Origin of the sequence: Marinobacterium iners DSM 11526, assembly GCF_900107855.1 — a bacterium.
In the GTDB taxonomy this organism is placed as follows: Bacteria; Pseudomonadota; Gammaproteobacteria; order Pseudomonadales; family Balneatricaceae; genus Marinobacterium; species Marinobacterium iners.
In genome coordinates, this window is record NZ_FNRJ01000002.1 from 76,429 (window position 1) to 101,286 (window position 24,858).

General features: G+C 56.6%; 24 protein-coding genes. 4 read left to right on the plus strand and 20 right to left on the minus strand.

The genetic code is table 11. The features are described 5' to 3' along the window. Positions 1-57 precede the first annotated feature (57 nt). Positions 58-1,146, plus strand: a complete 1,089-nt coding sequence (gene amrS / locus BLV48_RS03305) for an AmmeMemoRadiSam system radical SAM enzyme (RefSeq protein ID WP_091823071.1) — start codon at positions 58-60, stop codon at positions 1,144-1,146. On the opposite strand, the gene BLV48_RS03310 is transcribed toward amrS, so the two are convergent. The 15 genes from BLV48_RS03310 to leuC form a co-directional block, all read right to left on the minus strand. Beyond that, positions 1,114-2,085, minus strand: coding sequence for a tRNA dihydrouridine synthase (locus BLV48_RS03310; RefSeq protein WP_091823074.1), 972 nt, complete (start codon positions 2,083-2,085; stop codon positions 1,114-1,116). The genes amrS and BLV48_RS03310 overlap by 33 nt on opposite strands. A gap of 54 nt (positions 2,086-2,139) precedes the next feature. Continuing rightward, positions 2,140-3,363 (minus strand): O-succinylhomoserine sulfhydrylase, encoded by a 1,224-nt coding sequence (locus BLV48_RS03315; protein ID WP_091823077.1) that lies wholly within the window; start codon positions 3,361-3,363, stop codon positions 2,140-2,142. 9 nt (positions 3,364-3,372) lie between these two features. Then, the gene (gene purF / locus BLV48_RS03320; protein ID WP_091823079.1) at positions 3,373-4,896 is read right to left on the minus strand and encodes an amidophosphoribosyltransferase; all 1,524 of its coding nucleotides are present in this window, start codon (positions 4,894-4,896) and stop codon (positions 3,373-3,375) included. 50 nt (positions 4,897-4,946) lie between these two features. Then, the gene (locus tag BLV48_RS03325; RefSeq protein WP_091823082.1) at positions 4,947-5,441 is read right to left on the minus strand and encodes a CvpA family protein; all 495 of its coding nucleotides are present in this window, start codon (positions 5,439-5,441) and stop codon (positions 4,947-4,949) included. A gap of 67 nt (positions 5,442-5,508) precedes the next feature. Beyond that, positions 5,509-6,060: an SPOR domain-containing protein gene (locus tag BLV48_RS03330; protein ID WP_091823084.1), complete on the minus strand. Its 552-nt coding sequence runs from the start codon at positions 6,058-6,060 to the stop codon at positions 5,509-5,511. A 5-nt stretch (positions 6,061-6,065) separates the two neighbouring features. After that, positions 6,066-7,352: a bifunctional tetrahydrofolate synthase/dihydrofolate synthase gene (gene folC / locus BLV48_RS03335; protein WP_254774956.1), complete on the minus strand. Its 1,287-nt coding sequence runs from the start codon at positions 7,350-7,352 to the stop codon at positions 6,066-6,068. Continuing rightward, positions 7,318-8,238 (minus strand): acetyl-CoA carboxylase, carboxyltransferase subunit beta, encoded by a 921-nt coding sequence (gene accD / locus BLV48_RS03340; RefSeq protein ID WP_242529958.1) that lies wholly within the window; start codon positions 8,236-8,238, stop codon positions 7,318-7,320. Before accD ends, folC begins: the two co-directional genes overlap by 35 nt. A 91-nt stretch (positions 8,239-8,329) precedes the next feature. Further along, complete coding sequence (locus BLV48_RS03345; protein ID WP_091823090.1) at positions 8,330-8,950, minus strand: phosphoribosylanthranilate isomerase; 621 nt, start codon at positions 8,948-8,950, stop codon at positions 8,330-8,332. A gap of 63 nt (positions 8,951-9,013) precedes the next feature. Further along, a complete protein-coding gene (gene truA / locus BLV48_RS03350) occupies positions 9,014-9,844 on the minus strand; it encodes a tRNA pseudouridine(38-40) synthase TruA (protein WP_091823093.1) in 831 nt (276 codons plus the stop codon). A gap of 12 nt (positions 9,845-9,856) precedes the next feature. Then, on the minus strand, positions 9,857-12,598 hold the full coding sequence (locus BLV48_RS03355; protein ID WP_091823096.1) for a FimV/HubP family polar landmark protein: 2,742 nt from the start codon (positions 12,596-12,598) through the stop codon (positions 9,857-9,859). A 133-nt stretch (positions 12,599-12,731) separates the two neighbouring features. Then, positions 12,732-13,736: an Asd/ArgC dimerization domain-containing protein gene (locus tag BLV48_RS03360; protein ID WP_091823099.1), complete on the minus strand. Its 1,005-nt coding sequence runs from the start codon at positions 13,734-13,736 to the stop codon at positions 12,732-12,734. 123 nt (positions 13,737-13,859) lie between these two features. Beyond that, a complete protein-coding gene (gene asd, locus BLV48_RS03365; protein ID WP_091823102.1) occupies positions 13,860-14,975 on the minus strand; it encodes an aspartate-semialdehyde dehydrogenase in 1,116 nt (371 codons plus the stop codon). A 102-nt stretch (positions 14,976-15,077) separates the two neighbouring features. Then, positions 15,078-16,160: a 3-isopropylmalate dehydrogenase gene (gene leuB, locus BLV48_RS03370; RefSeq protein ID WP_091823105.1), complete on the minus strand. Its 1,083-nt coding sequence runs from the start codon at positions 16,158-16,160 to the stop codon at positions 15,078-15,080. A gap of 30 nt (positions 16,161-16,190) precedes the next feature. Next, positions 16,191-16,838 (minus strand): 3-isopropylmalate dehydratase small subunit, encoded by a 648-nt coding sequence (gene leuD / locus BLV48_RS03375; protein ID WP_091823109.1) that lies wholly within the window; start codon positions 16,836-16,838, stop codon positions 16,191-16,193. A 14-nt stretch (positions 16,839-16,852) separates the two neighbouring features. Beyond that, a complete protein-coding gene (gene leuC, locus BLV48_RS03380) occupies positions 16,853-18,271 on the minus strand; it encodes a 3-isopropylmalate dehydratase large subunit (protein ID WP_091823112.1) in 1,419 nt (472 codons plus the stop codon). 152 nt (positions 18,272-18,423) lie between these two features. Between leuC and BLV48_RS03385 the strand changes: the two genes are divergently transcribed. From BLV48_RS03385 to BLV48_RS03395, 3 genes are read left to right on the plus strand one after another with little or no spacing between them, the layout of a single operon-like run. Continuing rightward, positions 18,424-19,293, plus strand: a complete 870-nt coding sequence (locus BLV48_RS03385) for a LysR family transcriptional regulator (protein ID WP_091823115.1) — start codon at positions 18,424-18,426, stop codon at positions 19,291-19,293. A 58-nt stretch (positions 19,294-19,351) separates the two neighbouring features. Continuing rightward, positions 19,352-20,251 (plus strand): poly(R)-hydroxyalkanoic acid synthase subunit PhaE, encoded by a 900-nt coding sequence (locus BLV48_RS03390; RefSeq protein WP_139253877.1) that lies wholly within the window; start codon positions 19,352-19,354, stop codon positions 20,249-20,251. Then, positions 20,232-21,302, plus strand: coding sequence for an alpha/beta fold hydrolase (locus tag BLV48_RS03395; protein ID WP_175527569.1), 1,071 nt, complete (start codon positions 20,232-20,234; stop codon positions 21,300-21,302). Before BLV48_RS03390 ends, BLV48_RS03395 begins: the two co-directional genes overlap by 20 nt. A 38-nt stretch (positions 21,303-21,340) precedes the next feature. Here BLV48_RS03395 and phaR read toward each other — a convergent pair whose 3' ends face one another. From phaR to speD, 5 genes are all read right to left on the minus strand, one after another. Continuing rightward, positions 21,341-21,916, minus strand: coding sequence for a polyhydroxyalkanoate synthesis repressor PhaR (gene phaR, locus BLV48_RS03400; protein WP_254774957.1), 576 nt, complete (start codon positions 21,914-21,916; stop codon positions 21,341-21,343). A gap of 13 nt (positions 21,917-21,929) precedes the next feature. Further along, positions 21,930-22,184 carry a DUF6489 family protein gene (locus BLV48_RS03405; protein WP_091823124.1) on the minus strand — a complete coding sequence of 85 codons (255 nt, stop codon included), beginning with the start codon at positions 22,182-22,184 and terminating at the stop codon, positions 21,930-21,932. Between the two features lie 66 nt (positions 22,185-22,250). Then, entirely contained in the window at positions 22,251-23,405 is a 1,155-nt protein-coding gene (locus BLV48_RS03410) for an MFS transporter (RefSeq protein ID WP_091823127.1), read from the minus strand. Between the two features lie 63 nt (positions 23,406-23,468). After that, the gene (gene speE, locus BLV48_RS03415) at positions 23,469-24,326 is read right to left on the minus strand and encodes a polyamine aminopropyltransferase (RefSeq protein WP_091823130.1); all 858 of its coding nucleotides are present in this window, start codon (positions 24,324-24,326) and stop codon (positions 23,469-23,471) included. Further along, a complete protein-coding gene (speD, locus tag BLV48_RS03420) occupies positions 24,304-24,801 on the minus strand; it encodes an adenosylmethionine decarboxylase (protein WP_175527570.1) in 498 nt (165 codons plus the stop codon). The genes speE and speD overlap by 23 nt, the downstream gene beginning before the upstream one ends. Positions 24,802-24,858: the final 57 nt, after the last annotated feature.

Sequence of the window (24,858 nt, forward strand, 5' to 3'; positions counted from 1 at the left end):
CTCCACAAATGCTTTGCTATGCTCAAAGTATAGTCATAAAGAGTGAATTCGCAGATCATGAAGCCTGAAACCAGTGTTCCAACACAGTATTGGCACCGTCTGGACAACGGCAAGGTGCAGTGCGACCTTTGTCCCCGCTTCTGCCAGCTCAATGAAGGCCAACGCGGACTCTGCTTTGTTCGTGGCCGTGAGCAAGGTGAGATCCGTCTATTCAGTTATGGCCGCTCCAGCGGTTTCTGTATCGACCCGATCGAGAAAAAGCCACTGAACCACTTCCTGCCTGGCACCCCCGTACTCTCATTTGGAACCGCCGGTTGCAATCTCGCCTGCAAGTTCTGCCAGAACTGGGACATTTCGCGCTCACGGGAAACCGACCGGCTGTGCGATCAGGCCTCACCCTCAGACCTTGCAGCGGCGGCCGCCCACCACGGTTGTCGCAGTATTGCCTTCACCTACAATGACCCGGTTATCTTTCACGAATACGCGATTGATATCGCCAGGGCCTGTCATGAACAGAGCATTCGCTCAGTCGCCGTCACTGCGGGCTATGTTTGCCCAGAGCCACGGAAGGAGTTCTATACCGTGATGGATGCCGCCAACCTAGATCTGAAGGCGTTCAGCGAACGCTTTTATGAAAAAATATGTGGTGGCCAATTACAGCCGGTTCTGGACACACTGGAATACATCTACCATGAAACCAGCACTTGGCTTGAAATCACGACCCTGCTGATACCGGGTGAGAATGACAGTGACACGGAACTGGAGGCGCTAAGCCACTGGATATTCACCCACCTAGGGGCTGATGTACCGCTGCACTTCACGGCCTTTCACCCCGACTGGAAGATGCTGGACTATCCGGCAACACCCATCGAAACACTGCGGCGCGCTCGTCAGATCGCACTTGAGCAGGGCCTGCACTTTGTCTATACCGGCAACCTGCCCGACCCCGAAGGCAATACAACCTGGTGCCCACAATGCGCCAGCGCCGTGATTTGTCGTGATGGCTATCGTATTACCGAATGGAATTTGACGGCTGACGGCTGCTGTACTCAATGCCAGTACCGCATTCCGGGTGTATTCGAGGCCGATCATGGCCACTGGGGCTCATGCCGGTTACCGATCCGGATTGATACCGAGGCGGTCTGATTCTCGGACAAGCAGGCATTCAATGGCCTGCGCATCACGTTCGGTACGCAGTTGGGTAAACAGAAGCTCAGCTTCGGGGTAGTATCGCTTCATCATCTGCAGCCACTGCTTGGTGCGACCATGGACATGGCGGGGCTGTATCCGCTGCATGACCAGTCGGTGGTACTCAAGTACCAGCCACAGGACTTCAGGCCAGCACCGATCATGTGCCTCGTGCCCCCTTAGTCCCTTGATCTGCAACGCCAGGAAAGGGTTCGCTATCAGGCCACGACCGATCATCACATCCTCACAGCCGCTGACCTCGCGGCAGCGCCGGTGATCATCCACCGTCCATACCTCACCATTGGCAATCACCGGAATGGAAACGGATTCACGAATACGGGCGATCCACTCCCAGTGTGCCGGAGGGCGATAGCCCTCTACCTTGGTCCGCGCATGGACCACAATCTGACGCGCGCCCGCCGCTTCCAACGCCTGCGCATTCTCCAGTGCCAGCAGCTTGTCATAAAAACCGAGCCGCATTTTTGCGGTTAGAGGCACACGATCGTGCAGCGCCCGGCTCACACCAGCCGTGATTGAATATACCTCTTCAGGGTCTTTCAACAGAATGGCGCCGCCACGACTTTTATTAACGGTCTTCGCCGGACAGCCGAAATTCAGGTCGATGCCGGGAGCCCCCATATCAACCGCCCGCACGGCATTTTCACCCAGCGCCACCGGATCATTACCCAGCAACTGAACGATCACCGGAGTGCCCGAAGGGGTTACACTCCCTTCGCCCAGCTCAGGCGCCAGACGGTGAAACACGGATTGCGGCAATAACTGGTCGGTCACACGGATGAATTCGGTGACACACAGGTCAATGCCGCCAACACGCGTCAGGATATCTCGCAGGGTATGATCGAGAACGCCCTCCATCGGGGCCAGCAGGATTTTCATCAAGTACGATATCAGGAAACGGGCCGCGGACAGAACGCCCGCAGCCGGAGGTATTTAATTACGCAGCGCGTCAAGGCCAAGCTGCATGTCGGCCTTGATGTCATCCAGAGACTCCAGTCCTACCGACAGACGGATAAGGCCTTCACGCACACCGGCCGCTTCACGCTCTTCGACGCTCATGCGCCCATGTGTTGTGGTTGCCGGATGGGTGATGGTAGTTTTGACGTCGCCCAGGTTGCCGGTAATCGAAACCATGCGCGTGGCATCGATAAAACGCCAAGCCTCTTCACGCTCGCCTTCAACCTCGAACGAAAGTACACCGCCGAAAGCTGATTGCTGTTGACAGGCCAGCTCATGCTGCGGATGTGATGGCAACCCCGAATAGTAGACCTTGCGAATACCCGGTTGCTGCTGCAGCCAGCTCGCCATTTCCAGCGCGCTCTCGGAATGTGCACGCATCCGCAGCGGCAGGGTTTCAAGCCCCTTGAGAAATACCCAGGCATTGAACGGGCTCATGCAGGCGCCACCGGTACGGATCAGGCCAAACACCTCTTCCATCTCTTTATCGCGTCCCACCAGTACACCACCGACACAACGACCCTGGCCATCCAGATACTTGGTTGCGGAGTGCATGACGATATCGGCACCCAGCAGCAACGGCCGCTGCAATGCCGGCGTCAGGAAACAGTTGTCAACGGCCAGCAGCGCATCATTGCGATGAGCAGTCTCGGCTACAGCGGCAATGTCTGTCAGCTCTGCAAGCGGATTGGACGGTGTCTCCATGAACAGCAGGCGTGTCGTCGGAGTAATCGCCGCTTCCCAGGCTGATACATCGGTCGGATCAACAAACGTTGTGCTGATGCCGGCGCGGCTGATGTATTTGTTGAACAGGGATACCGTCGAACCGAATACGCTGCGCGAGCAGACAACATGATCCCCCTGTTTCAGCAGTGCCAGTACCAAGCTTTGGATCGCTGCCATGCCTGACGCCGTTGCAACTGCCCGCTCTCCTCCTTCCAGCGCCGCAATTCGCTCTTCGAACGCCTGTACCGTTGGGTTGGTGAAACGGGAATAGATATTGCCGTCCTCGTCACCACCAAAACGGGCGGCAGCCTCACGGGCACTTGAGAAAACAAAACTGGAGGTGGTGAAAATCGGATCACCATGCTCACCCTCGGCGGTACGGTGCTGACCGGCACGCACGGACAACGTATCAAGCTCATACCCTTCAGGGCTGAACTGGATGCGCGCTTCACGCTCGAATCTAGACTGGCTCATTCCCGTCCCTCAGTCGATTTTGCTGTGCAGATCAGCCGACTCGTTACTGTCTTCCACCGAAGGGTCAGACGCCGACATGGCACCATCGTTTCGCTTCGCATCCACGCGCGCGAGATAGTCCTCGTCCACCGTACCGGTGACATAGCGCCCATCAAACACACAGGTATCAAACTCGGTGATTTCCGGGTTGAAGCAGGTAACGGACTTCTTGAGGTCATCCAGATCCTGATACAGCATCCAGTCACAGCCGATATACTCGCCAACTTCATCGGCAGTACGGCCATGGGCGATCAGTTCACTGGCGGAAGGCATATCGATACCATACACATTCGGGAAGCGCACTTCAGGCGCGGCCGAGGCAAAATAGACCTTGCGGGCACCGGCATCTCGTGCCATCTGAACGATCTGCTTTGAGGTAGTACCACGCACGATAGAGTCATCTACCAGCATTACGACCTTGTCTCGGAATTCAGCCATGATCGGGTTCAGCTTCTGACGCACGGATTTCTTGCGCAGAGTTTGCCCCGGCATGATAAAGGTACGGCCGATATAGCGGTTCTTGATAAAGCCTTCACGGAACTTGACGCCAAGCGTATTGGCCATTTCCAGTGCCGCTGTACGACTGGTGTCAGGAATCGGAATGACCACATCTATGTCATGATCCGGGCGTTCGCGCATCACTTTTTCCGCCAGCTTGACGCCCATTTCCATACGGGAATGGTGCACGGAAACACCGTCAATAATCGAGTCAGGACGTGCCAGATAGACAAATTCGAACAGACATGGTGCGACACGGCTTACCTGTGCGCACTGACGTGTGGAGACCTGTCCCTGAGTATCGATGAAGATCGCTTCACCCGGTGCCAAATCACGCACCAGCGTGTAGCCGGACGTGTCCAGCGCCACACTCTCGGATGCAACCATGTACTCTTCGCCCTTGTCAGTTACGCGCTGGCCATACACCAGCGGGCGAATGCCACAGGGGTCACGAAATGCAACGATACCGTACCCGGTGATCATTGCCACCACCGCATAACCACCCTGACAGCGCGCATGCACTTTTTCAACCGCATTGAAGATATCATCGGCCGTAGGCTGAAGCTTGCCAATCTGCTGCAGCTCATGGGCAAAAATGTTCAGCAGCACTTCGGAATCTGAGGTGGTATTAATATGACGCAGATCGGAACGGAAAATCTCATCCGCCAGTTTGTCAGCGTTGGTCAGATTGCCGTTGTGCGCCAGTGCAATCCCGTAGGGGGAGTTGACATAGAACGGCTGCGCCTCAGCTGAACTGTTGCTGCCGGCTGTCGGGTAGCGCACATGACCAATCCCCATGTTGCCGTTGAGCTTTTTCATGTGACGGGTGCGGAACACCTCGTTCACCAGCCCGTTATCCTTGCGCAGAAAAAAACGATCACCTTCACAGGTAACCATGCCGGCCGCGTCCTGACCGCGGTGCTGAAGCACCGTCAGTGCATCAAAAATAGTCTGGTTAACAAACGACTTGGCAACTACGCCGACGATACCGCACATTCAATCCACCTCAGAAGGATGTAGCTTTAGGATGGTGCTGACTTCCAGACTCAGCGACCAATATTCCAGATTACCTGCCCAACGTCGCTGGCGACCTCTTTGGTCCAGCTTTCAAGCAGTACAAAATGGGGAATCAGTTGGGACCCCTGCCACCATTGATCCTGCACTGCAGGCGTCATGCCCAGCAATGCGACGATCACGACCACGACCAACCCGCCACGAACTGCACCAAACCCCATGCCCAACACCCGGTCTGATGCCGTAAGCCCCGTGGCCTGCACCAATGCAGTAAACAGGGCACCCACCAGTGCGCCGGCAATCAGCGTAACGATAAACAGAATAGCAAAGGCGGCAGCAAAGCGCAGTGAGGGCGTCTGAACGTAAGCCTCAAGCAGATGACTCAGAGAGCCGGCAAAAAGACGTGCAACTACGAACGCCGTCACCCAGGTCAGCAGAGAGATCGCCTCTCGTACGAAGCCGCGTTTGAGGCTCATCAGAGTCGAGATCGCTATGATGGCAAGAATGGTCCAGTCAGCCCAGTTCATCGTCAGTCGCCAGTCCTGAAAACAGCGCGCATTCTATCAGAGGCAGCAGCCCAACCCAATGACCAATTCACTGTGTCGTGAAGCGCACGATCATGCCATCGAGCGCATAATCCGACTTGAGCCGTGCCTGCAGTGCTTCCAGACGTGAGCGCTGCAGATCAGGACCAACAAAAACACGCACCAGATCAGGCCCATGCCGGATGTAGACCTTGTAGCCGGCATCCACCAGCTCACTGCGCAGGGAGCGAGCATTGGCCTCGTCCTTAAAACTGGCCAACTGCAGAGTCCAGGCCACCGGAACCTGTTGCTCATCCAACACAGGCGTGTCTTGATGAGCATTGATCTGAGGTTTCTGAGCATCAACGGCATCCGCCAGTTCAGGTACCGGCACACTCACCACCGCCGGCTCTCGCGGCGCTGCGGGCTCAGATTCACGTTCGGGAATCGATTCTACCGGCTCAATATCCACCCTGTCAGGCAGTTCGGGCGCTTCGGGGATGCGCTCTTGCAGATGGCGCTCACGATAGCCAGAGCCATCCAGCAACAGTGGGAACAGTATCAGGGCGGACACAAGCAGTGCAGCGGCACCCACCAGTTGCTTTTTCTGTTGCTCGGTCATGGCCGTTATTCCTGTTCCGCCAGTTCCAGTGCCTGTGCGACTGTAAAGAATGAGCCCGCCAGCAGCAGTTGGTCTGCAGCCGGCATCGACTGCAGCTGATTAACAGCCACGGCAACACTGTCAGCCCCTCGAATACGGTCTCGGGACACACCAGCTCCCAGCAGTGCGGCCTCCAGCCGTTCCCGCGGCGCACCTCGTGGGACATCCAGTGACACCGGGTGCCAGACATCAACCACAGGGGTCAACGCCTGCACGACGGATTCAATATCCTTGTCTGCCAGCATTCCCAATATCAGGTGAACCTGCCCACCACAAGGTCTTTGCGACAGCCAGTGAGCCAGATATCCTGCCGCCTCGGGGTTGTGGGCCACATCCACGGTAGCCCTTATTTGCCCAAGCTGCACAGGCTGCAGACGCCCCTTCAGGCATGCGTGTACCAAACCTTCTCGAATTGCCTGCTCAGAAACAGGGTGGGGAAAATGCTGCAGCGCAGCCAATACCAGCGCTGCATTGGGCAGCGGCAGCGCTGGTACTGGCAGCGCATCAAGATGCCTGCAATCACTCTGCCAGGACCACTGATCGGTCTTGAGCTCATAACTGAAATCAACACCCTGAAGCTGAAGCGGCGCTCCCAGTGTGCGAGCATAGTCAACCAAAGTTGCCGGTGGCTTCGGGTCACCGCAAAGAGCGGGCTTGCCGGCACGGAATATACCCGCCTTCTCACGCCCGATGGATTCTCGGTCCGGGCCCAGCCAATCGGTATGGTCCAGTGCAACTGTGGTGACCAGTGCAATATCGGCATCCACGATATTGACCGCATCCAGCCGCCCCCCAAGCCCTACTTCCAGCAGCGCCACATCAACTTGACGCTGACTGAAAATCAGCAGCGCAGCCAGCGTACCGTATTCGAAATAGGTCAGCGAGGTCTCACCTCGTGCCTGCTCAATCAACGTGAAGGCTTCGCAGAGGGCGGCATCATCTACAGGCTTGCCCGAGACACAGACACGCTCGTTGTAGCGCAGAAAATGCGGAGACGTGTAGCTGCCGGTTGTATAACCGGCGCGACTGAGAATGGCATCCAGCATGGCAAGCGTTGAGCCCTTGCCGTTGGTGCCTGCTATTACGATCTTGCAGACAGACTCCAGGTCGATTGGCAGGCGCTGTGCAACCTGCTGCAGCCGATCAAGTCCAAGCTCAATTTCAGCCGGGTGACAGGCTTCGATGCGCGCCAGCCAGCCCGAAAGATCCAGCGGCCGCTCAGCTGTCATCGCGGACCACTTCACTGTCTTCATCAACACTCTCGTCATCGTCGGCAACACCACACATGGGGCGCAGCGTCAGTTTGCAGAGAATGGACGCGAGGCGTGTACGCATTTCATTACGGCTGATGATCATGTCGACCTGACCATGTTCCAGCAGAAATTCGCTGCGCTGGAAGCCTTCCGGCAACTTCTCGCGTACGGTCTGCTCAATGACACGGGGACCGGCAAAGCCGATCAGTGCATTGGGCTCAGCCACGTTCAGGTCACCCAGCATCGCCAATGATGCAGAAACACCACCATAGACGGGATCGGTCAGTACGGAAATATACGGAATCCCCGCCTGCTTGAGCTTTTCAAGCGCAGCGCTTGTCTTGGCCATCTGCATCAGGGAGATCAGAGCCTCCTGCATGCGCGCGCCACCTGAAGCCGAGAAACAGATCAGCGGGATACCCTCTTCCAGCGCAACATTGGCAGCACGCACGAAGCGCTCACCGACGACCGCCCCCATAGAGCCACCCATAAAGCTGAACTCGAACGCAACCGCAACAACCGGCAACCCTTCGAGCGTACCGCGCATGGCAATGAGGGCATCCTTTTCACCGGTTTCCTTCTGTGCCGCGGACAGGCGATCCTTGTACTTTTTGGAGTCACGGAACTTGAGACGGTCAACCGGCGTTACATCAGCCCCGATCTCTTCACGTGAACCATCATCCAGAAACAACTCAAGGCGGCGACGTGCATGCACCCGCATATGATGATCGCACTTGGGGCAAACATTGAGATTTTTCTCAAGCTCTGGGCGATAGAGTATGGAGTCACACTTGGGACACTTTTTCCAAAGGCCTTCAGGAATATTGGTACGCTTTTTTTCGTTGCGGACCAGCGAAGGTACAATCTTTTCCAGCCAGTTACTCATCTCTTACTATCCTATCGGCGGCCAGCCGGTCCTTTCGGCACCCACTGGCGATATGAATTCGTTAAGCCTGCACCCACAGCGCGACCGAAACTCAACTCTGGGCCCTGACTGCAGCGGCAAAGGCGCACATTTTTGCCGTATCCTTCCGCCCCGGTGCCGCTTCAACCCCGCCCGAGACATCAACGGCATAAGGTTTTACCTGAGTGATCGCCGCTGCCACGTTAGCGGGATTCAAACCACCCGCCAGGGTAATATTCCCCGCAAGCGCCTGAGGAATCAGCCCCCAGTCAAACACCTCGCCCGTTCCGCCCGGGACTCCTGGACGATAGGCATCGAGCAGCAACCCCCGAGCAGTGTGGTAGGCTGCAGCCGCAGATTCGACATCGAGCCCCGGGCGCACACGCAGCGCCTTAATATAGGGGCGACTGAAGCGACTGCACTGCTGCTCGGTTTCATTTCCATGAAACTGCAGCAGATCCAACCCTGCCAAATCAATGACATGCTGAACCTGTTCCTGAGAGGCATCGACAAACAGCCCCACACTGGTCACAAACGGCGGCAGTGTGCTGATGATATCAGCCGCTACGACAGGATCAACATAACGTGAACTGGGTTCATAGAACACAAATCCAAGCGCATCCGCCCCTGCCGCTACTGCAGCGGCCGCATCATTACGGCAGGTAATACCGCATATCTTGATTCGAGTGGTCATTGCATTCTCATCTCGGAGGCAAGCGCATAATATTAGCAAAGCCGCGGCGAGGCGTCAGTTTCCTCATGACAGAAAATAAGGACCCGGATCTGACGGCGGCAATCTGAATATGTCCGGATAGCGTACATCCACGAAATAAAGACCATCCGGTGGCGCGGTAACGCCCCCCTGGCGCCGATCTCGGGCCTGTAATACTTCAAGTGCCCAATCAGGTGATCGATCTCCGGCACCTACTGCCATCAGCACGCCGGCAATATTGCGTACCATATGATGCAGGAATGCGTTGGCACTGACATCAATCACAACCAAACGTCCACTCTGGTACACGCTCAACTTGCGTATTTCCCGTACCGGGCTGCGTGCCTGACACCCGACAGCTCGATAAGAGGTAAAGTCATGTTCGCCCAACAGGTGCTCGGCAGCCTCTTGCATACGTTCGGTATTCAGCGTGCGATGCGTCCAGGTTACCCCCCCTGCCAACACTGCCGGGCGTGAGGGCGACGTGTAGATCAGGTAACGGTAGCGTCGTTCCCGCGCTGAAAAGCGGGCATGAAAGCATCCAGGTACGACAGTGGCCCATTTAATCGAGATATCGTCCGGCAGATGGCAGTTGGTACCCAGCACCCAGGCACGCTCATCACGCTCGGCCCAACTGTCAAAGTGAATCACCTGATGACTGGCATTGACGCCAGCATCAGTACGACCGGCACATACAACCTGAACAGGATGATTGGCCACTACCGACAGGGCCCGCTCTACCTCAGCCTGAATGGTGGGAACCTTGTCATGTGCCTGCAACTGCCAGCCACGATAGGCGGCTCCTACATACTCAACAGCGAGAGCATAACGAAAAGGGGCGATCGAAATCGCCCCGGAAGAGTTCTGTTTACTCATTGAATGTCTTTATCAGAGTGAGTCCAGCAGCTTCTGCGCTTCCTGGCGCTGCTTATCCGAACCTTCACTGGTGATCTCATTGAGGATATCGCGTGCACCATCCTTATCATCCATTTCCATGTAGGCGCGCGCCAGATCCAGTTTGGTTTCAGTCTCATCGGTACCACTGAGCAGATTCATCTTATCAAGGACATCAACTGCTTCATCGTTGCGCTGCTCTTCCAGAGCGATTTCGTCATCGGTACTGTTCAACAGCTCATCAACTTCGGAGTCAAGATCCATCTCCAGATCATGCGAAATGTTTGCAGTCAGCTCTTCTTCAACCTGCTCACCGGTACGAGCCGGCGCGACTGCGCTGGAAACATCATTCTCAGGGTCAAAAGACGCCAATAAACTGTCCAGATCCTCATCTGCGCTATCACCAGCTGAAGTCTCTGCTTCCTGATCATCAGGCTCGTCAGCACTTCCCTGCAACATCGCTTCCAGATCATGGTCGATTTCATAATCGTCAGTATCCAATGCAGAGACAGTTTCATGCAGGCTATTGTCGCTTGCCGGCTCGTCGGCTTCCAGCTCGCCGAACAAGTCATCATCAAGGCTAATATCATCAGTGGTTGCAACTGCATCATCCGCAAGACTGAAACCGTTATCTTCCTTCAGAGCATCTTCAAGCAGCGATTCGTCATCGCTTACCGCCTGCGCGGTGTCATCATCATTGTCTTCTGCGCCATTAAGCAGGAAATCAAGGTCATCGGAGCTCTCGTCATCTCCGAGCATACCATCCAACTCGGATGGCTCTTCTTCCGGTTCCTGAGGCTTGACACTGAACTCGAGCTCATCACCAGCAGACAGAGGCTCTGGCCCTGATTTATCCTCTTCGGCAGGCCCTTCTGCCCCAGCCAGCGGCGCCAACTCGGCTAGCGGCTCGTCTTCAGCTCCGAGATCAAACTCAGTGGCATCAATACGCTCATCACTGCCTGCAAGCTGCTCGACATCATCATCGACCTGGTCAAGATCAGATTCGTCATCAATATCGAGATCGTTAAGATCCAGATCCATATCCAGATCAAGGCTTTGTAAATCCTGCTCCAGATCGTCGCTGCCGGCATCAGGCTCATCCGGCGCCAGGTTTTGCATCGGCGGACGCGAAAACTCATCTCCTTCGCCTGACAAGGGCGCTAGTGGCGCTGGTCGTTCAGTTTCATCATCATCGGCTGCTACAGCCGCCGCTACCGCTGCTGCACCGCCGGCAACAGCCGCTGATGTAGCCGCATCTCGCCCGTCGGCAGGGGAATCGGCATCATCATCGCCGTCACGCAGATCGCTCGGCACATTGACCAGCTCGCGTTTTTTGTCCGGTGCAGATGAACCACGACGACGCAGCATCAGCCAAAGCCCTGCCAAAATCGCCACAGCGCCGGCACCTATGCCACCAAGCACGGCGGGGCTTTGCAACAGACTCTTGTCATCTTGCGCGCCGGACTCAACAGCGGAAGGCGCTGCATTACGGCTCAACTCGGTCTGGAGGGTGGCCATCTGCTGAGATTGAAGCTCCAGCAGGCGACTTTGAGCTTCCAGCTGTTCCAGAACAGAATTGAGCTTGTCGTTAAGGTCGGTATTTTCACGCTCCAGGCGATCGATCTTCTCTTGCGCAATCAGAACGTCATTTTCGAGATTTTCCTGAGCAGCCGAGACTACAGATGGATCCTGCTGCGGCGCGCCCGCCTCTTCGGTAGTAACCGTTTCACTGCCCGCTTCGGCATCGTCCTGTGCGTCTGCTTCAGACTCTTCCTGAGGCGCCACGATCTTCAGCTGCCCTTCGTCAACGGGGGCGGTTGCATCCTGCGCCGACTCGGTAGGCTTGTCAGCCGGCGCAGTGGCCGCACCTTCATCGGTTGACGCCTGATCGTCCTGCTGTCGGCTCACGTCCACTGGAGCCTTGGGTTCTTCTGCCTGTTGACGCGAGGTGCGCCCTTCTCGCCACATCTGCGTTTGTCGTGCGACTTCAGCAACCGCTTCACGATGCGTCAAGCGGGTTACTTCATCCTGCGTTGGCAGATTCAAGACCACACCGGCTCGCATGGAATTGATATTACCTGAGGGGAAAGCCGCTGGGTTCTTGCGGAACAAAGCCAGCATCATTTGATGCTCGCTGATATTGGCAGGCTTGTGCCGCGCCGAAATTTCCCACAGGGTTTCATCAACCCCGACATAAACTTGACTCTCGCTGTTCATGCGAGTGCGGATGTTTGAAGTCGTCCCTGTCACCTGACGCTGCTGGTTTGCAGCAGGCTCCGCTACTGCAGGCTGCTGCACCTGTGCCGGCTGCACGGTGCGCTGCACGGGCGTTGGATCGAACACGGGAGGGTCAAGCAGCAGGGTGTACTCTCGCACCATGCGACCGCTGGGCCAGTTCACCTCAACCATGAAGTTCAGGAACGGCTCCTGAATCGGTTCGTTGGAGCGTAGTCGGATACTGCCAGCCCCATCGGGAGTCAGCAGCACCTGAAACTGGATATCGCGCAGGTAGCGCCCCTGGCTGACGCCACCTGACAGGGAGTATTCATCCACCGCTGCCATTCGTGGCTGAATCTGCAACGGAGAGAGGTCACGAACCTGCGTCAGTTTGATTTCTGCATCGAGCGGCTCATTCAGAGCTGAATTGACTTGAATCTCTCCCAGGCCGAGGGCGTGTGCCTGTGACACCCCCAGAGCTGCAGAGACCGCAAGGCTTAAAGCTAGTTTACGCAGCATCGGTTACTCCCTTTGATATCGTGTGCCCGTCTCTCGTCCCTTTCCGAAGAATCAGAGAGTTACGGCTCCATAGTCGTTGCAAGTATTATGTATTATGGCGCTGGCGGTCAAGACAACCACCTTCGACCGTTTGCTACCCTTCCGTCACCAGACGCATGGCGGCCCCAAGAGCTGTCAAGGCACTGCCCCGCCCAAGGTCATCAATCATGGCATGCAGAGCAAATCCGGCTTCGCCTTCAGCCCCCGGACGTAGCCGCGCCACAACCACTTGTTGCTGACCGATTGCATCTTTGATGAGACTCGGAACCTGTTTGGCATGTTGATCAAAACACACACCTGGAGCCTTATCCATCAACTGCTGAACCTCATCCATATTCAGCGGCTGGTGCGTTTCAGCCTGAATTACCACCATGTCGCCATAAAATACCGGCACTTGAACGGCACTGACTTCCAGCTCCAGCCCCTCATCATCCAGTACAAGCGGCAACTGGGTACGCACAGCCGCTTCGATGTCGGTGTAACCGCTGTCAAGCAGAGTACCAACCTGCGGTATCAGGTTAAACGCAATCTGCTGGCCGAAATGACCTGACTCAGGGTCTCGTCCATTCAACAGCCGTGCCGTCTCGGATGCCAAGGCTTCGACACCGGGATGCCCTGCTGAAGAAACCGGGCTCAACAACACGAGATTCGCTTTCAGAATCTCGCAAGCACGATGCAAAGGAGCCAGCGCCAGCGCGGCTGCAATGGTAGCCGAATTCGGGATACCGATAACACGACCTGGATCAAGCGAAGCAAGCTCATCACCATTCAGCTCGGGAACGGTCAGAAATACCTGACCCACCTCGTATCGCTGAGGGTACAGGTCGATGACCCGGCCCGGAGCCGCAAGCAGAGCCTGCTTCAGCTCGGGGCCAAGTTCGGCCTCACAGACAAACGTGAGCTGCGGTAACGACGAATCGAAAGCATCCAGAGGGCGGGTTCGATGCGCATGCCCTCTGAACATCAGGCTGCGCCCAGCCTGCTCTTCAGGTTCAAACAGGGTGAGAGTGTCGACTTCGAAGGTCGACTCATCCAGCAGTTCGAGCAGTTTCTCACCGGCCAGCGTGGCAGGCCCCAGCAGTGCAATCTTCAACGGCATATTGGTCAGTTTCTCTCACAGGCCTTCAGAACAGTCAGCGATCTGCGGCACATTTACTTCAGTGTATAAGCAAAACAGCCCGGACGTACGCCGGGCTGTTGAAAAAGCTATTGCTGAACGCTATCAGCGCTCGATCAGAATGCGCAGGATACGGCGCAGCGGTTCGGCCGCACCCCAGAGCAGCTGGTCACCCACACTGAACGCATTGAGGAAGGTCGGCCCCATCTTCATTTTGCGCAGACGCCCAACAGGCACATTCAGCGTACCGGTCACCTTGGTCGGCGACAGATCACGCATGGTGATTTCACGCTCGTTCGGTACCACGCTGACCCAGTCGTTGGCTTCGGCGATCATCTGCTCGATCTCGTCCAGCGGCAGATCCTGCTTCAGCTTCACGGTGAACGCCTGGCTGTGACAACGCATGGCGCCGATGCGCACACAGGTACCATCGATGGGAATCGGGCTGTCGGACAGGCCGAGGATTTTGTTGGTTTCAACAAAACCTTTCCACTCTTCCTTGCTCTGACCGTCTTCCACCGCCTTGTCGATCCAGGGGATCAAAGAGCCAGCCAGGGGCACACCGAAGTTATCGGTGGCAAAGGCATCACCGCGCATGGTGTCGACGACCTGACGGTCGATATCCAGGATGGCAGAAGCCGGGTCGGCCAATAGCGCTTCGGAACCGGCGTGGATCTGGCCCATCTGGGTGATCAGTTCACGCATGTTCTTGGCACCGGCACCGGACGCTGCCTGATAGGTCATGGAGGAGATCCATTCGATATGACCGGCCTTGAACAGACCACCCAAACCCATCAACATCAGAGAAACGGTGCAGTTGCCGCCAACAAAGTTCTTGATACCGGCGTCGATGCCACGGTCGATCACATCACGATTGACCGGGTCCAGCACGATCAGGCTGTCATCGGCCATGCGCAGAGTAGAGGCCGCATCGATCCAGTAGCCATTCCAGCCAGACTCACGCAGTTTCTGGAACACTTCAGTCGTGTAGTCACCGCCCTGGCAGGAAACAATGGCGTCCATCTGCTTCAGCTCGTTGATATCACGCGCATCTTTCAGTGCCGGGATATCCTTGCCGATGTCGGGACCTGCCGCTCCGGTCTGGGAAGTAGTGAAGAAAACCGGCTCCGCAATATGGTTGAAGTCGTTCTCTTCCAGCATGCGCTGCATCAGAACCGAGCCGACCATACCACGCCAGCCTACAAAACCTACACGCTTCATTCGTGCCCCCAAATATAATTAGCTTTAAAACGAATCCCGAATACGAAACACCGGGCAACGGCAGCTCCAGGCTGCTCAGTTACCCGGCGGATACGGACGAAATCAGGCGTTCAGTGCGGCAACAACCGCATCACCCATTTCGGTGGTGCTGACCGCGCGCATGCCTTCGGACATGATATCCGGCGTACGCAGATTCTGATCCAGCACCTTGCTCACGGCGGCTTCAATCTGATCAGCCGCTTCGCCCGCATTCAGGGAATAACGCAACATCATAGCGACTGAGAGGATGGTTGCCAACGGATTCGCCTTGCCCTGACCGGCAATATCCGGTGCAGAACCGTGACAGGGCTCGTACATGCCCTTGCCGTTTTCATCCAGTGACGCGGACGGCAACATGCCGATGGAACCGGTCAGCATGGCCGCAGCGTCAGACAGAATGTCACCGAACATGTTGCCGGTTACGACCACATCGAACTGTTTCGGCGCACGCACCAACTGCATGGCGGCGTTGTCCACGTACATGTGGCTAAGCTCCACGTCCGGGTACTCGCTTTTCAGCTCTTCCATGATCTCGCGCCAGAGCACGGTCACTTCCAATACGTTGGCTTTGTCGACCGAACACAGGCGCTTGTTGCGCGCACGGGCCGCTTCAAACGCGACACGCCCGATGCGGCGGATTTCGTTTTCATCGTAGACGTAGGTGTTGAAGCCTTCACGGATGCCGCCTTCCTTCTCGCGAACGCCGCGCGGCTGGCCAAAGTAGATGCCGCCGGTCAGTTCACGCACGATCAGGATATCCAGACCGGAAACGATTTCCGGCTTCAGCGTAGAAGCGTGTGCCAGCTGCGGATAGAGAATCGCCGGACGCAGGTTACCAAACAGCTGCAACTGGGAGCGGATACCCAGCAGACCCTTTTCCGGACGGATGGCGAAGTCGGGGTTGGTGTCCCACTTGGGGCCACCGACGGCACCCAGCAGAATCGCATCGGCCTGTTTGCAGGCGGCCAGCGTCTCATCCGGCAGCGGTACGCCGGTGGCGTCGATGGCAGCACCGCCGACCAGTGCTTCGCTGATCTCCAGCCCCAGCTCAAAACGTGCGTTGACCACATCCAGCACCTTGCGTGCTTCGGTTACGATCTCGGGACCAATGCCGTCACCCGGCAGTACCAGTATTTTCTTGCCCATCTGGGTTCTTCCTCAAAAATTCAGTTCAGTTTACTTGATCGCATCAAACAGCCAAGGTGCTTCCTGACGACGGCGCGCTTCATACGCCTTGATCTCGTCCGCGTGCTGCAGGGTCAGGCCGATATCATCCAGACCGTTGAGCAGACAGTGTTTGCGGAAATTGTCGACTTCAAAGGCAAACTCTTCGCCGAACGGGGTAACCACAACCTGACGCTCCAGATCCACGGTCAGCTGATAGCCTTCAGTCGCTTCAACCTCTTTGAACAGCTGGTCCACCTGTGCCTCGGGCAGCACGATCGGCAGCAGGCCGTTCTTGAAGCAGTTGTTGTAGAAGATATCGGCAAAGCTCGGCGCAATGATGGCACGAATACCGAAATCATCCAGCGCCCAGGGCGCGTGTTCACGACTGGAGCCGCAGCCGAAGTTTTCCCGCGCCAGCAGCACACTGGTGCCCTGGTAGCGTGACTGGTTAAGCACGAAATCCGGGTTCAGCGGACGACCGGCGCAATCCTGATCCGGCTGACCTTCATCCAGATAACGCAGCTCGTCGAACAGGTTCGGGCCAAAACCGGCACGCTTGATCGATTTCAGAAACTGCTTGGGAATGATCATATCGGTATCGACGTTGGCACGATCCAGCGGCGCAGCAATACCGGTGTGTTGGGTAAATTGTCTCATTTCGCTCTCCCGTCTTACTGCATCAGCTCACGTACATCGATGAAATGGCCAGTCACTGCAGCGGCAGCAGCCATGGCAGGGCTGACCAAGTGAGTACGACCACCAAAGCCCTGACGCCCTTCGAAGTTACGGTTGGAAGTGGACGCACAGTGTTCGCCCTGCCCCAGCTTGTCCGGGTTCATCGCCAGACACATGGAGCAGCCCGGCTCGCGCCATTCAAGACCGGCTTCGATAAAGATCCTGTCCAGCCCTTCAGCTTCGGCCTGCGCCTTCACCAGACCGGAGCCCGGCACCACCAGCGCCTGCTTGATATTCGCCGCTACCTTACGACCTTTCACCACATCGGCGGCAGCACGCAGGTCCTCGATGCGAGAGTTGGTGCAGGAGCCGATAAATACACGATCCAATTGAATATCGGTGATCTTCTGGTCGGCCTGCAGCCCCATGTACTTGAGCGCACGACGGATGCCATCAGCCTTGACCGGATCGGTTTCCGCCTCCGGGTTGGGTACCAGTGCACTTATTGGTGCCACCATTTCAGGAGAAGTACCCCAGGTCACCTGCGGCTGAATATCCTCGGCCTTGATCTCGACAACGGTATCAAACCGGGCATCTTCATCGGAGACCAGACCTTTCCAGGCAGCCACGGCGGCATCCCACTGATCTGCCGTGGGCGAGAACGGGCGGCCCCGGAAATATTCAATCGTGGTGTCATCAACGGCCACCAGACCGACGCGAGCACCGGCTTCGATCGCCATGTTGCAGATGGTCATACGCCCTTCCATGGATATTGAACGGATGGCACTCCCGCCGAATTCAACGGCATAGCCGGTGCCACCGGCTGTACCGATCACGCCAATAATGTGCAGTACCACATCCTTGGCGGTAACACCGGCACCCAGTTCTCCATCCACGCGCACCAGCATGTTTTTCATTTTTTTGGCGATCAGGCACTGGGTTGCCAGCACATGCTCAACCTCGGAAGTACCAATACCGTGAGCCAGTGCGCCAAAGGCACCATGGGTGGAAGTATGGGAGTCACCGCAGACCACAGTAGTGCCCGGCAGCGTCATGCCCTGCTCGGGGCCGACCACATGCACGATGCCCTGACGCTGATCGTTCATCTTGAATTCGGTAATGCCGAACTCGTCGCAGTTGGCATCGAGGGTTTTCACCTGAATTCGGGAGACCGGGTCCACAATCTGATCCACACCGCCGTCACGCTGAGTGGTCGGCACGTTGTGGTCAGGGGTGGCCAGGTTGGCATCGATACGCCAAGGCTTGCGGCCAGCCAGACGCAGGCCTTCGAAGGCCTGCGGCGAGGTCACTTCGTGCAAAATCTGACGATCGATGTAGATCAACGCGCTGCCGTCTTCGTTCTGGCGCACCAGATGGGCGTCCCAGAGCTTGTCGTATAAGGTTTTTCCGGCCATGTTATCTCCCCTCATGTTATCCGGTCTCATGGCAATAGGTGATCATCCTAGTGCAGCCTTGCCCAACACACAAATTCATAATTTTTATGATTTGAATTCCGAAAAGGAATAGATAGACTAAGCCATATCTCTTCACCGGAATCAGCGATTGCATGGATACTGCCGGACTGCATGCCTTTGTCACCGTGGCCGACTGCGGCTCTTTCTCCCAAGCCGCCCAACTTCTGTTTCTGACCCAGTCCGCGGTGAGCAAACGCATCGCCCTACTGGAAAGCCAGCTCGATTGCCGCCTGTTTGACCGCATCGGCCGCCAGGTGATGCTGACCGAAGCCGGTTTGGCGCTGCTGCCGCGCGCACGCCAGATTCTACTGTCGATTGAGGATGCCGAACGCATGTTGGGCAATCTGTCCGGCATGATCGGCGGGCGACTGGCACTGGCCACCAGCCATCACATCAGCCTGCATCGCCTGCCGCCGATTCTCAAAACCTTTGTCGATCGTTTCCCTGAGGTTGAGCTGGATCTGCAGTTTGCTGCCTCGGAGGTCGCCTATGAAGGCGTCCTCAAGGGCGAGCTGGAATTGGCGCTGATTACACTGGCACCGGAACAGGACGACCGTATTTGTGCACGTACCGTATGGCATGATCGGCTGCAATATATGGTGGCGCGTAATCATCCACTGGCACAACTAAACCGCCCCTCACTCACCGAACTGAACCGCTACCCGGCCATTCTGCCCGGTGCCGATACCTTTACCCACCAACGCGTGAGGCAGCAACTGGCGCTGCAGGGACTGGAACCAAATCTTGGCATGAGCACCGATTATCTGGATACCATACGCATGATGGTAAGCATTGGCCTTGGCTGGAGTCTGCTGCCAGAGACCATGATTGATGACCAGCTGGTACGACTGAATACCGGCACCGAACCAATCGTGCGCCCGCTGGGCTATATCCACCACCGTGACCGCACCCTGAGCAATGCGGCGCGGGAACTGGTCAAGCTGCTTGAACCCGGCGTTTAATCTGTACCGCGCATGGTTTAAGATCAAAACCCCTCCAGCCCACGCGGAGTCCTGACAGGTGAGCGAGCAACTATTGAACATCATGCGCCAGTGGCTCGATCAACTGGAGCAACACACCACCGGCGAGCAACCAGGCTGGGAACAACTGCAGCAGCTGCTGAACAAGGTCAATGACCGGCAACTGCCCGAGGAACACGCCGAACTGTTGCTGAAACTGACCCGCCAGAGCGCCGGTTTCAATCGCTTCGCCACCGAACTTCTGCAACAGGCCGAACAGGGCAGCATCGACTCTGAACAGTTGCTTGAGCACTTCAAGCAACATCTGGATGAGCTGACGCGTGACTGGGTGTTGCACAGCTGGCAGCTGCCGGAACAGCTCGGCATGCTGCTGGGCCTGTTCAATCTGCAGCAGGCACCATGGCAGGACAGCCTGAACCAGTTTACCCAACTGCTGACAGGACTGCTGGCCAATCTGCAACCGCTTACCCGGCCCGACCTGATCAGTCAGCTGCGAGAGTCCATCAGCCTGCTGGAGCGCTTTCAGCAGGCACGTACCGCCTACATGGCTCAACTGAGCGCTATCAATACCCTGGCGCTGGAGCGGATGAGCGAACAGCTTGAGCGGGATGCCATTACCGATATCGACCATCTGCACCAACTCTGGATCGAATGCTATGAGTCGGTGTACCAACAACGAATTGCCAGCGAAGAGTACAGCCTGGCCCTGGGTGAAATCAGCAACGCCGCCATGGCGCTGCGCCAGGGCTGGCAGCAGCAGCGCGACCGCTTCTGTTCGGCCCTGGGGCTGGTAACCGACACCCGCCATGACGAACTGGCCCTGCGCCATCATCAGCTGCGCCGTCGGGTACGCACGCTTGAGCGCGAGCTGCAGCAGTTGCGCGCAGTGCACGCCCCCGCTTCCGATCACAAGGACACCCATGCCCAAGATCAGTCTTGATGCCGAGCGTGCCCGCCAACAACTGGCCGCACAAACACAACATCTGAATGACAGCATCAGCAACCTCAGTCAGCTGGACAGCCGCCACCAGAGCGCCGAACGGAATGAAATTTTCAGCGCCGATGGCGTGCGTCTTTACCACTATCACCCCACAACACGCTCGCGCACTCAGACCCCGCTGCTGATCTGTTATGCGCTGGTCAATCGTCCCTGGGTGCTGGATCTCAGCCCCGAGCGCTCGTTTATTCGCCGCCTGTTGGATGAAGGCATTCCCGTCTACCTGATCGACTGGGGTTATCCGAGTCGCAGCGACCGTTTTCTGCAGCTCGAAGACTATCTTGAGGACTATCTGGACCGCTGCGTGGACCGGGTGTTGCAGCACAGCGCCGGAGAAAAACTGAATCTGGCCGGCATCTGTCAAGGGGGGGTATTAAGCCTCTGTTATACCGCCTTGCATCCCGATAAGGTTCGCAACTTGATTACGCTGGTAACACCTGTCGACAGCGCCCAACCGAGCTTCAGACTTGGACGGCTGACCGCCCATATCGACCTGGAGCTGGCAGGCGCTGCCTACGGCAATCTGCCAGGGCCGTTGCTCAACGAGATTTATCAGGCACTCAAACCGATGCGACTGGGGCTGGAAAAGCGGCTTCGAGCGGGCAAGGAGCTGAGCGGCGATTCCGAGCGCGCACTGAACTATCTGCTGATGGAGCGCTGGCTCAATGATTGCCCGGATCTTGCCAGTGCGGCGCTGCAGGAGTTTGTACAGCTGTTTTTCAGGGACAACGCCCTGCTGAAACCGGAAGGATTTGAACTGGCTGGTGAAACTCTGAGGATGCAGGCGCTGACACAACCCCTGCTCAATATCTTCGGTCTGTCAGACCATTTGGTACCGCCGGAAACCGCTTCTGCACTAAAACAGATCACCGGCAGTGGCGACTACACTGAACTTACGGTCAAGGCAGGTCATATCGGTACCCTGACCGGGCGCAGGGCTCTGGAGAAGGTCCCAACCGCCATTGCACAATGGCTCAGGCAGCGGGACTTTTAATCAGTAACTGGTAAGCAGGTAACAGGCCGAAAGCGGTTTTACGTCTTGCTTGATTTGCTGCTGGACGCAGCCTTTGTGCTATCGCCGGTTTTGGCTGTTTCCTGCGTCGCTTCAGTCTTGGCTGATGCGTCCGCGGTTTGCTCTTCTTCAGTGGCTTCAGAGCCTCGAGGGGCAAACATGTTCCACACCGCCATATTCTGATCGGCAAAGCGCCCCATCATGGTCAGCGGGTTGGCTGCGCCCATCATGGTCTGCATCTGCTCACGGATCCGATCCTGATGCTCGAGGAAGGCGGCAATACTCTGCTCCAGATACTGACTCATCATCCCCTGCATGCTGTCGCCATAGAAGCGGATCAGCTGCTGCAGGACCTGATTGGTCAGCAGGGTGCCATGCCCTTCCGCCTCCTGCTCACTGATGATCTGCAGCAGAATGTTGCGGGTCAGGTCGTTACCGGTCTTGGAGTCCTGAACCTGAAATTTCTCGCCACTGAGTACCAGCTGCTTCACGTCCTCAAGGGTGACGTAACAACTGCGCGATGTATCGTACAGGCGTCGATTGGTGTATTTACGCAGAATCCGCACTGCCGCTTCTCCTGTTCCACTCTGACTCATCCGTCACTTCCGTTCAGTCGGTATCGCGCTTGCTGCTTCCATACTGGTTCATCATGCTGAACAGCAGCTTCTGGAAAGCCTCCATCGAGCCGATACCGTTATTAAGATAGGGCTTAAGCAGCGTGAGCGGGTCATAACCTTCCGCCCCCGCTTCCATCTGCTCACGCACCTTGGCAATCATCTCCTGCTGCAGGCTCGCCACATCGGGTAACCCCAGGGCTCGACGCAGCTCCTCCGGTGTCATCTCAATGTCAACTCTGAAGTTCATGTTTACTCCAACCGATCTGACCCGTAATTAAGGTTCATACTATAGCAACTGCAGTGCAAAACAACTTCAGCTCGCACTTTGCTGCGCTTTTTCCGGATATATCCAGATCAATGTCAACACAATAGCCACCGCAGCCGCTGCTGCCGCCAGCAGAAAACTCCACTGCCCCAAGCTGCTCCAGAGCTGCCCGGAAAGAATCGCACCCGCCGCTCCACCTGCGCCAAAGCCAAGAGATGAAAACAGCGCCTGCCCACGCCCCTGAGTTGCATTCCCGAAATAATGCTGCACCAATGCAATCCCCACCGCATGCAGACTGCCAAAGGTCGCCGCATGCAGCAGCTGCGCAAACAGCATGACCGGCAGCAAGTCCGGCAGCATGGCGGTCAGACTCCAGCGCAGCACGCACAGCAGCAAACTGACCAGCATGATGTGACGCAGACTGAATTGTCGCAACAAACGCGGCATAAGGATAAACAACAGAATCTCGGCCACCACCCCCAGCGCCCAAAGCAAACCGATCTCGCTGCGCGTATACCCTAGGTCCTGCATCATCACACTGTAGAAGGTGTAGTAAGGCCCGTGACTGAGCTGCACCAGAAAGCAGATGGCAAAAAAAGCGATCACCTGTGGCTGGCGTAGAATGACACCGATCGCATCACCGCCATCGCCTGGTCGAGCAGGCCGCTCGGGAGGCGCGGGAATGATAAGCGTATTGAGCCAGATCAGTAGCATCAGCCCCATTACCACCCAGGGCAGCACGGCAATGCCGACGAAATCCAACAGCCATCCGATCAGTACCACTGCAAGCACGAAGCCCACCGAACCCCAGACACGAATGCGACTGTAGCGGGCTTTTTCCTTACCCAGATAGCCCAGGGTTATCACTTCAAATTGGGGCAGCACCGCGTTCCAGAAAAAACTGAAGCCCGCCATCACCAGCGCTATGCCCAGTGCACTGGTCTGCCAGAATACAAGGATGAAGATCAGCCAGGTTGCCAATGCTCCGAAGCGAACAATTCGCACCCGCTGTCCGGTTCTGTCCGCAAGCCAGCCCCACAGGTTGGGCGCTATGACTCGCGACACATGGAGTATGCCCATCAGCCAGCCGATCGCAGTGGCGCCAAAACTCAGCGACTGCAACCACAGGGTCCAATAGGGGACCAGTGTGCCCAACAGGGCAAAATAGAAAAAATAGAAGCCGGACAGGCGGACATGAGGCATAGGTCAAAACCACGAAAAAGCCGGCACTGTGGCCGGCTTGGAAGATCGAGTCTGACGCGAGCGTCAGAGTGAATCCAGTGCGGTCACAACATATTGCGGCAGTGCAAAACTGGCAACATGCAACGCCGGATTGTAGTAACGGGTGTAAATCTCGCTGGCCTCATAGCGCATCTGAACAGTGTTCAGATCAAGCTGACGCAACGCCGGATTATCCGTCGCCCAAGCAAAAGTCATCACACCGCCCGCATAGGTGGGCACTGCCGCATTGTAGAAGGTTTGATCGGCAAAATAGGGGCCCAGACGCCGGCGGGTTGTGAGAATTTCATCCGGTTGCATGAACGGCACACCGTTTTGTGCCACAAATACACCGCCTTCATTCAGGCAACGCTTGCAGCCTTCATAGAAGCGACTGGAGAACAACACCTCACCCGGCCCAACCGGATCGGTACAGTCAGAGATGATCACGTCGAATGTTTCCTGACATTCGCTCACGAACTCAACGCCGTCCGCAATCACGATATTGGCGCGTGGATCATCGAAAGCGCCTGCGGAATGATTGGGCAGGTACTGACGACACATGTCGATCACGGCTTGATCAATTTCGACCTGAGTGACATGCTCAACACTGGCATGCTTGAGCACCTCGCGCAGAATACCGCCGTCTCCACCGCCAATGATCAGGACACGCCTGGCATCGCCGTGCGCCAGCAGTGGCACGTGAGTCATCATCTCATGGTAAATGAACTCATCACGCTCCGTGGTCTGAATAATGCCATCAAGCGCCATCACCGTACCGAACTCCCGGTTACGGAAGATGATCAGCTCCTGATGTTCGGTTCGGTGTTCAAACAACACCTGATCCAGCGTAAAGCTCTGACCGTAACCTGCGTACAACTTCTCAACGTAGGTAGTCGTCGTCATCAATGCTCACCTTGCCTCGGAGGATCTCTTCAACTTCAACCTTTGACGGGGCAAAGGCTGCTTCCAGTACCGGAATGGCTTTGGCCGGCTCCGATTCGCCACACATGAACACATCGAATGCCGCAAAGTTACGCTCCGGCCAGGTGTGTACACTGATATGGGATTCTGCCAACACCGCCACACCCGAGATACCGCCATTGGGGGTAAAGTGATGCAGGTGAATGTGCAGCAGTGTTGCCTTGGCAGCCTTTACGGATTCACGCAGTGCCTTTTCCATCACTTCAAGATCATCCAGGCGGGAAGCGCCGCGCAGATCGATGATCAGATGAGTACCGGCATAGCGGTGTCCGTCGCGTTCAATGAAAAAGTCCAGACGCTCTTCATCGTCGCCCTGTGTGTAGGCTGGCCAATCAGCAACACTGCCTTCAACCTCTTGGTCGTTGACTTCTGACGCCAGGTCAATCGCTTCTTGCATGGGGAGTGACTCCAGACAAGCCTGTGCTTGCGCACAGATAAAAAACAAAAACCCAAC

Bases quoted from the DNA above. Each gene is read 5' to 3' on its own strand.
- amrS (WP_091823071.1), top strand. From the start codon at position 58: ATGAAGCCTGAAACCAGTGTTCCAACACAGTATTGGCACCGTCTGGAC.
- BLV48_RS03310 (WP_091823074.1), bottom strand. From the start codon at position 2,085: ATGAAAATCCTGCTGGCCCCGATGGAGGGCGTTCTCGATCATACCCTG.
- BLV48_RS03315 (WP_091823077.1), bottom strand. From the start codon at position 3,363: ATGAGCCAGTCTAGATTCGAGCGTGAAGCGCGCATCCAGTTCAGCCCT.
- purF (WP_091823079.1), bottom strand. From the start codon at position 4,896: ATGTGCGGTATCGTCGGCGTAGTTGCCAAGTCGTTTGTTAACCAGACT.
- BLV48_RS03325 (WP_091823082.1), bottom strand. From the start codon at position 5,441: ATGAACTGGGCTGACTGGACCATTCTTGCCATCATAGCGATCTCGACT.
- BLV48_RS03330 (WP_091823084.1), bottom strand. From the start codon at position 6,060: ATGACCGAGCAACAGAAAAAGCAACTGGTGGGTGCCGCTGCACTGCTT.
- folC (WP_254774956.1), bottom strand. From the start codon at position 7,352: ATGAAGACAGTGAAGTGGTCCGCGATGACAGCTGAGCGGCCGCTGGAT.
- accD (WP_242529958.1), bottom strand. From the start codon at position 8,238: ATGAGTAACTGGCTGGAAAAGATTGTACCTTCGCTGGTCCGCAACGAA.
- BLV48_RS03345 (WP_091823090.1), bottom strand. From the start codon at position 8,950: ATGACCACTCGAATCAAGATATGCGGTATTACCTGCCGTAATGATGCG.
- truA (WP_091823093.1), bottom strand. From the start codon at position 9,844: ATGAGTAAACAGAACTCTTCCGGGGCGATTTCGATCGCCCCTTTTCGT.
- BLV48_RS03355 (WP_091823096.1), bottom strand. From the start codon at position 12,598: ATGCTGCGTAAACTAGCTTTAAGCCTTGCGGTCTCTGCAGCTCTGGGG.
- BLV48_RS03360 (WP_091823099.1), bottom strand. From the start codon at position 13,736: ATGCCGTTGAAGATTGCACTGCTGGGGCCTGCCACGCTGGCCGGTGAG.
- asd (WP_091823102.1), bottom strand. From the start codon at position 14,975: ATGAAGCGTGTAGGTTTTGTAGGCTGGCGTGGTATGGTCGGCTCGGTT.
- leuB (WP_091823105.1), bottom strand. From the start codon at position 16,160: ATGGGCAAGAAAATACTGGTACTGCCGGGTGACGGCATTGGTCCCGAG.
- leuD (WP_091823109.1), bottom strand. From the start codon at position 16,838: ATGAGACAATTTACCCAACACACCGGTATTGCTGCGCCGCTGGATCGT.
- leuC (WP_091823112.1), bottom strand. From the start codon at position 18,271: ATGGCCGGAAAAACCTTATACGACAAGCTCTGGGACGCCCATCTGGTG.
- BLV48_RS03385 (WP_091823115.1), top strand. From the start codon at position 18,424: ATGGATACTGCCGGACTGCATGCCTTTGTCACCGTGGCCGACTGCGGC.
- BLV48_RS03395 (WP_175527569.1), top strand. From the start codon at position 20,232: ATGCCCAAGATCAGTCTTGATGCCGAGCGTGCCCGCCAACAACTGGCC.
- phaR (WP_254774957.1), bottom strand. From the start codon at position 21,916: ATGAGTCAGAGTGGAACAGGAGAAGCGGCAGTGCGGATTCTGCGTAAA.
- BLV48_RS03405 (WP_091823124.1), bottom strand. From the start codon at position 22,184: ATGAACTTCAGAGTTGACATTGAGATGACACCGGAGGAGCTGCGTCGA.
- BLV48_RS03410 (WP_091823127.1), bottom strand. From the start codon at position 23,405: ATGCCTCATGTCCGCCTGTCCGGCTTCTATTTTTTCTATTTTGCCCTG.
- speE (WP_091823130.1), bottom strand. From the start codon at position 24,326: ATGACGACGACTACCTACGTTGAGAAGTTGTACGCAGGTTACGGTCAG.
- speD (WP_175527570.1), bottom strand. From the start codon at position 24,801: ATGCAAGAAGCGATTGACCTGGCGTCAGAAGTCAACGACCAAGAGGTT.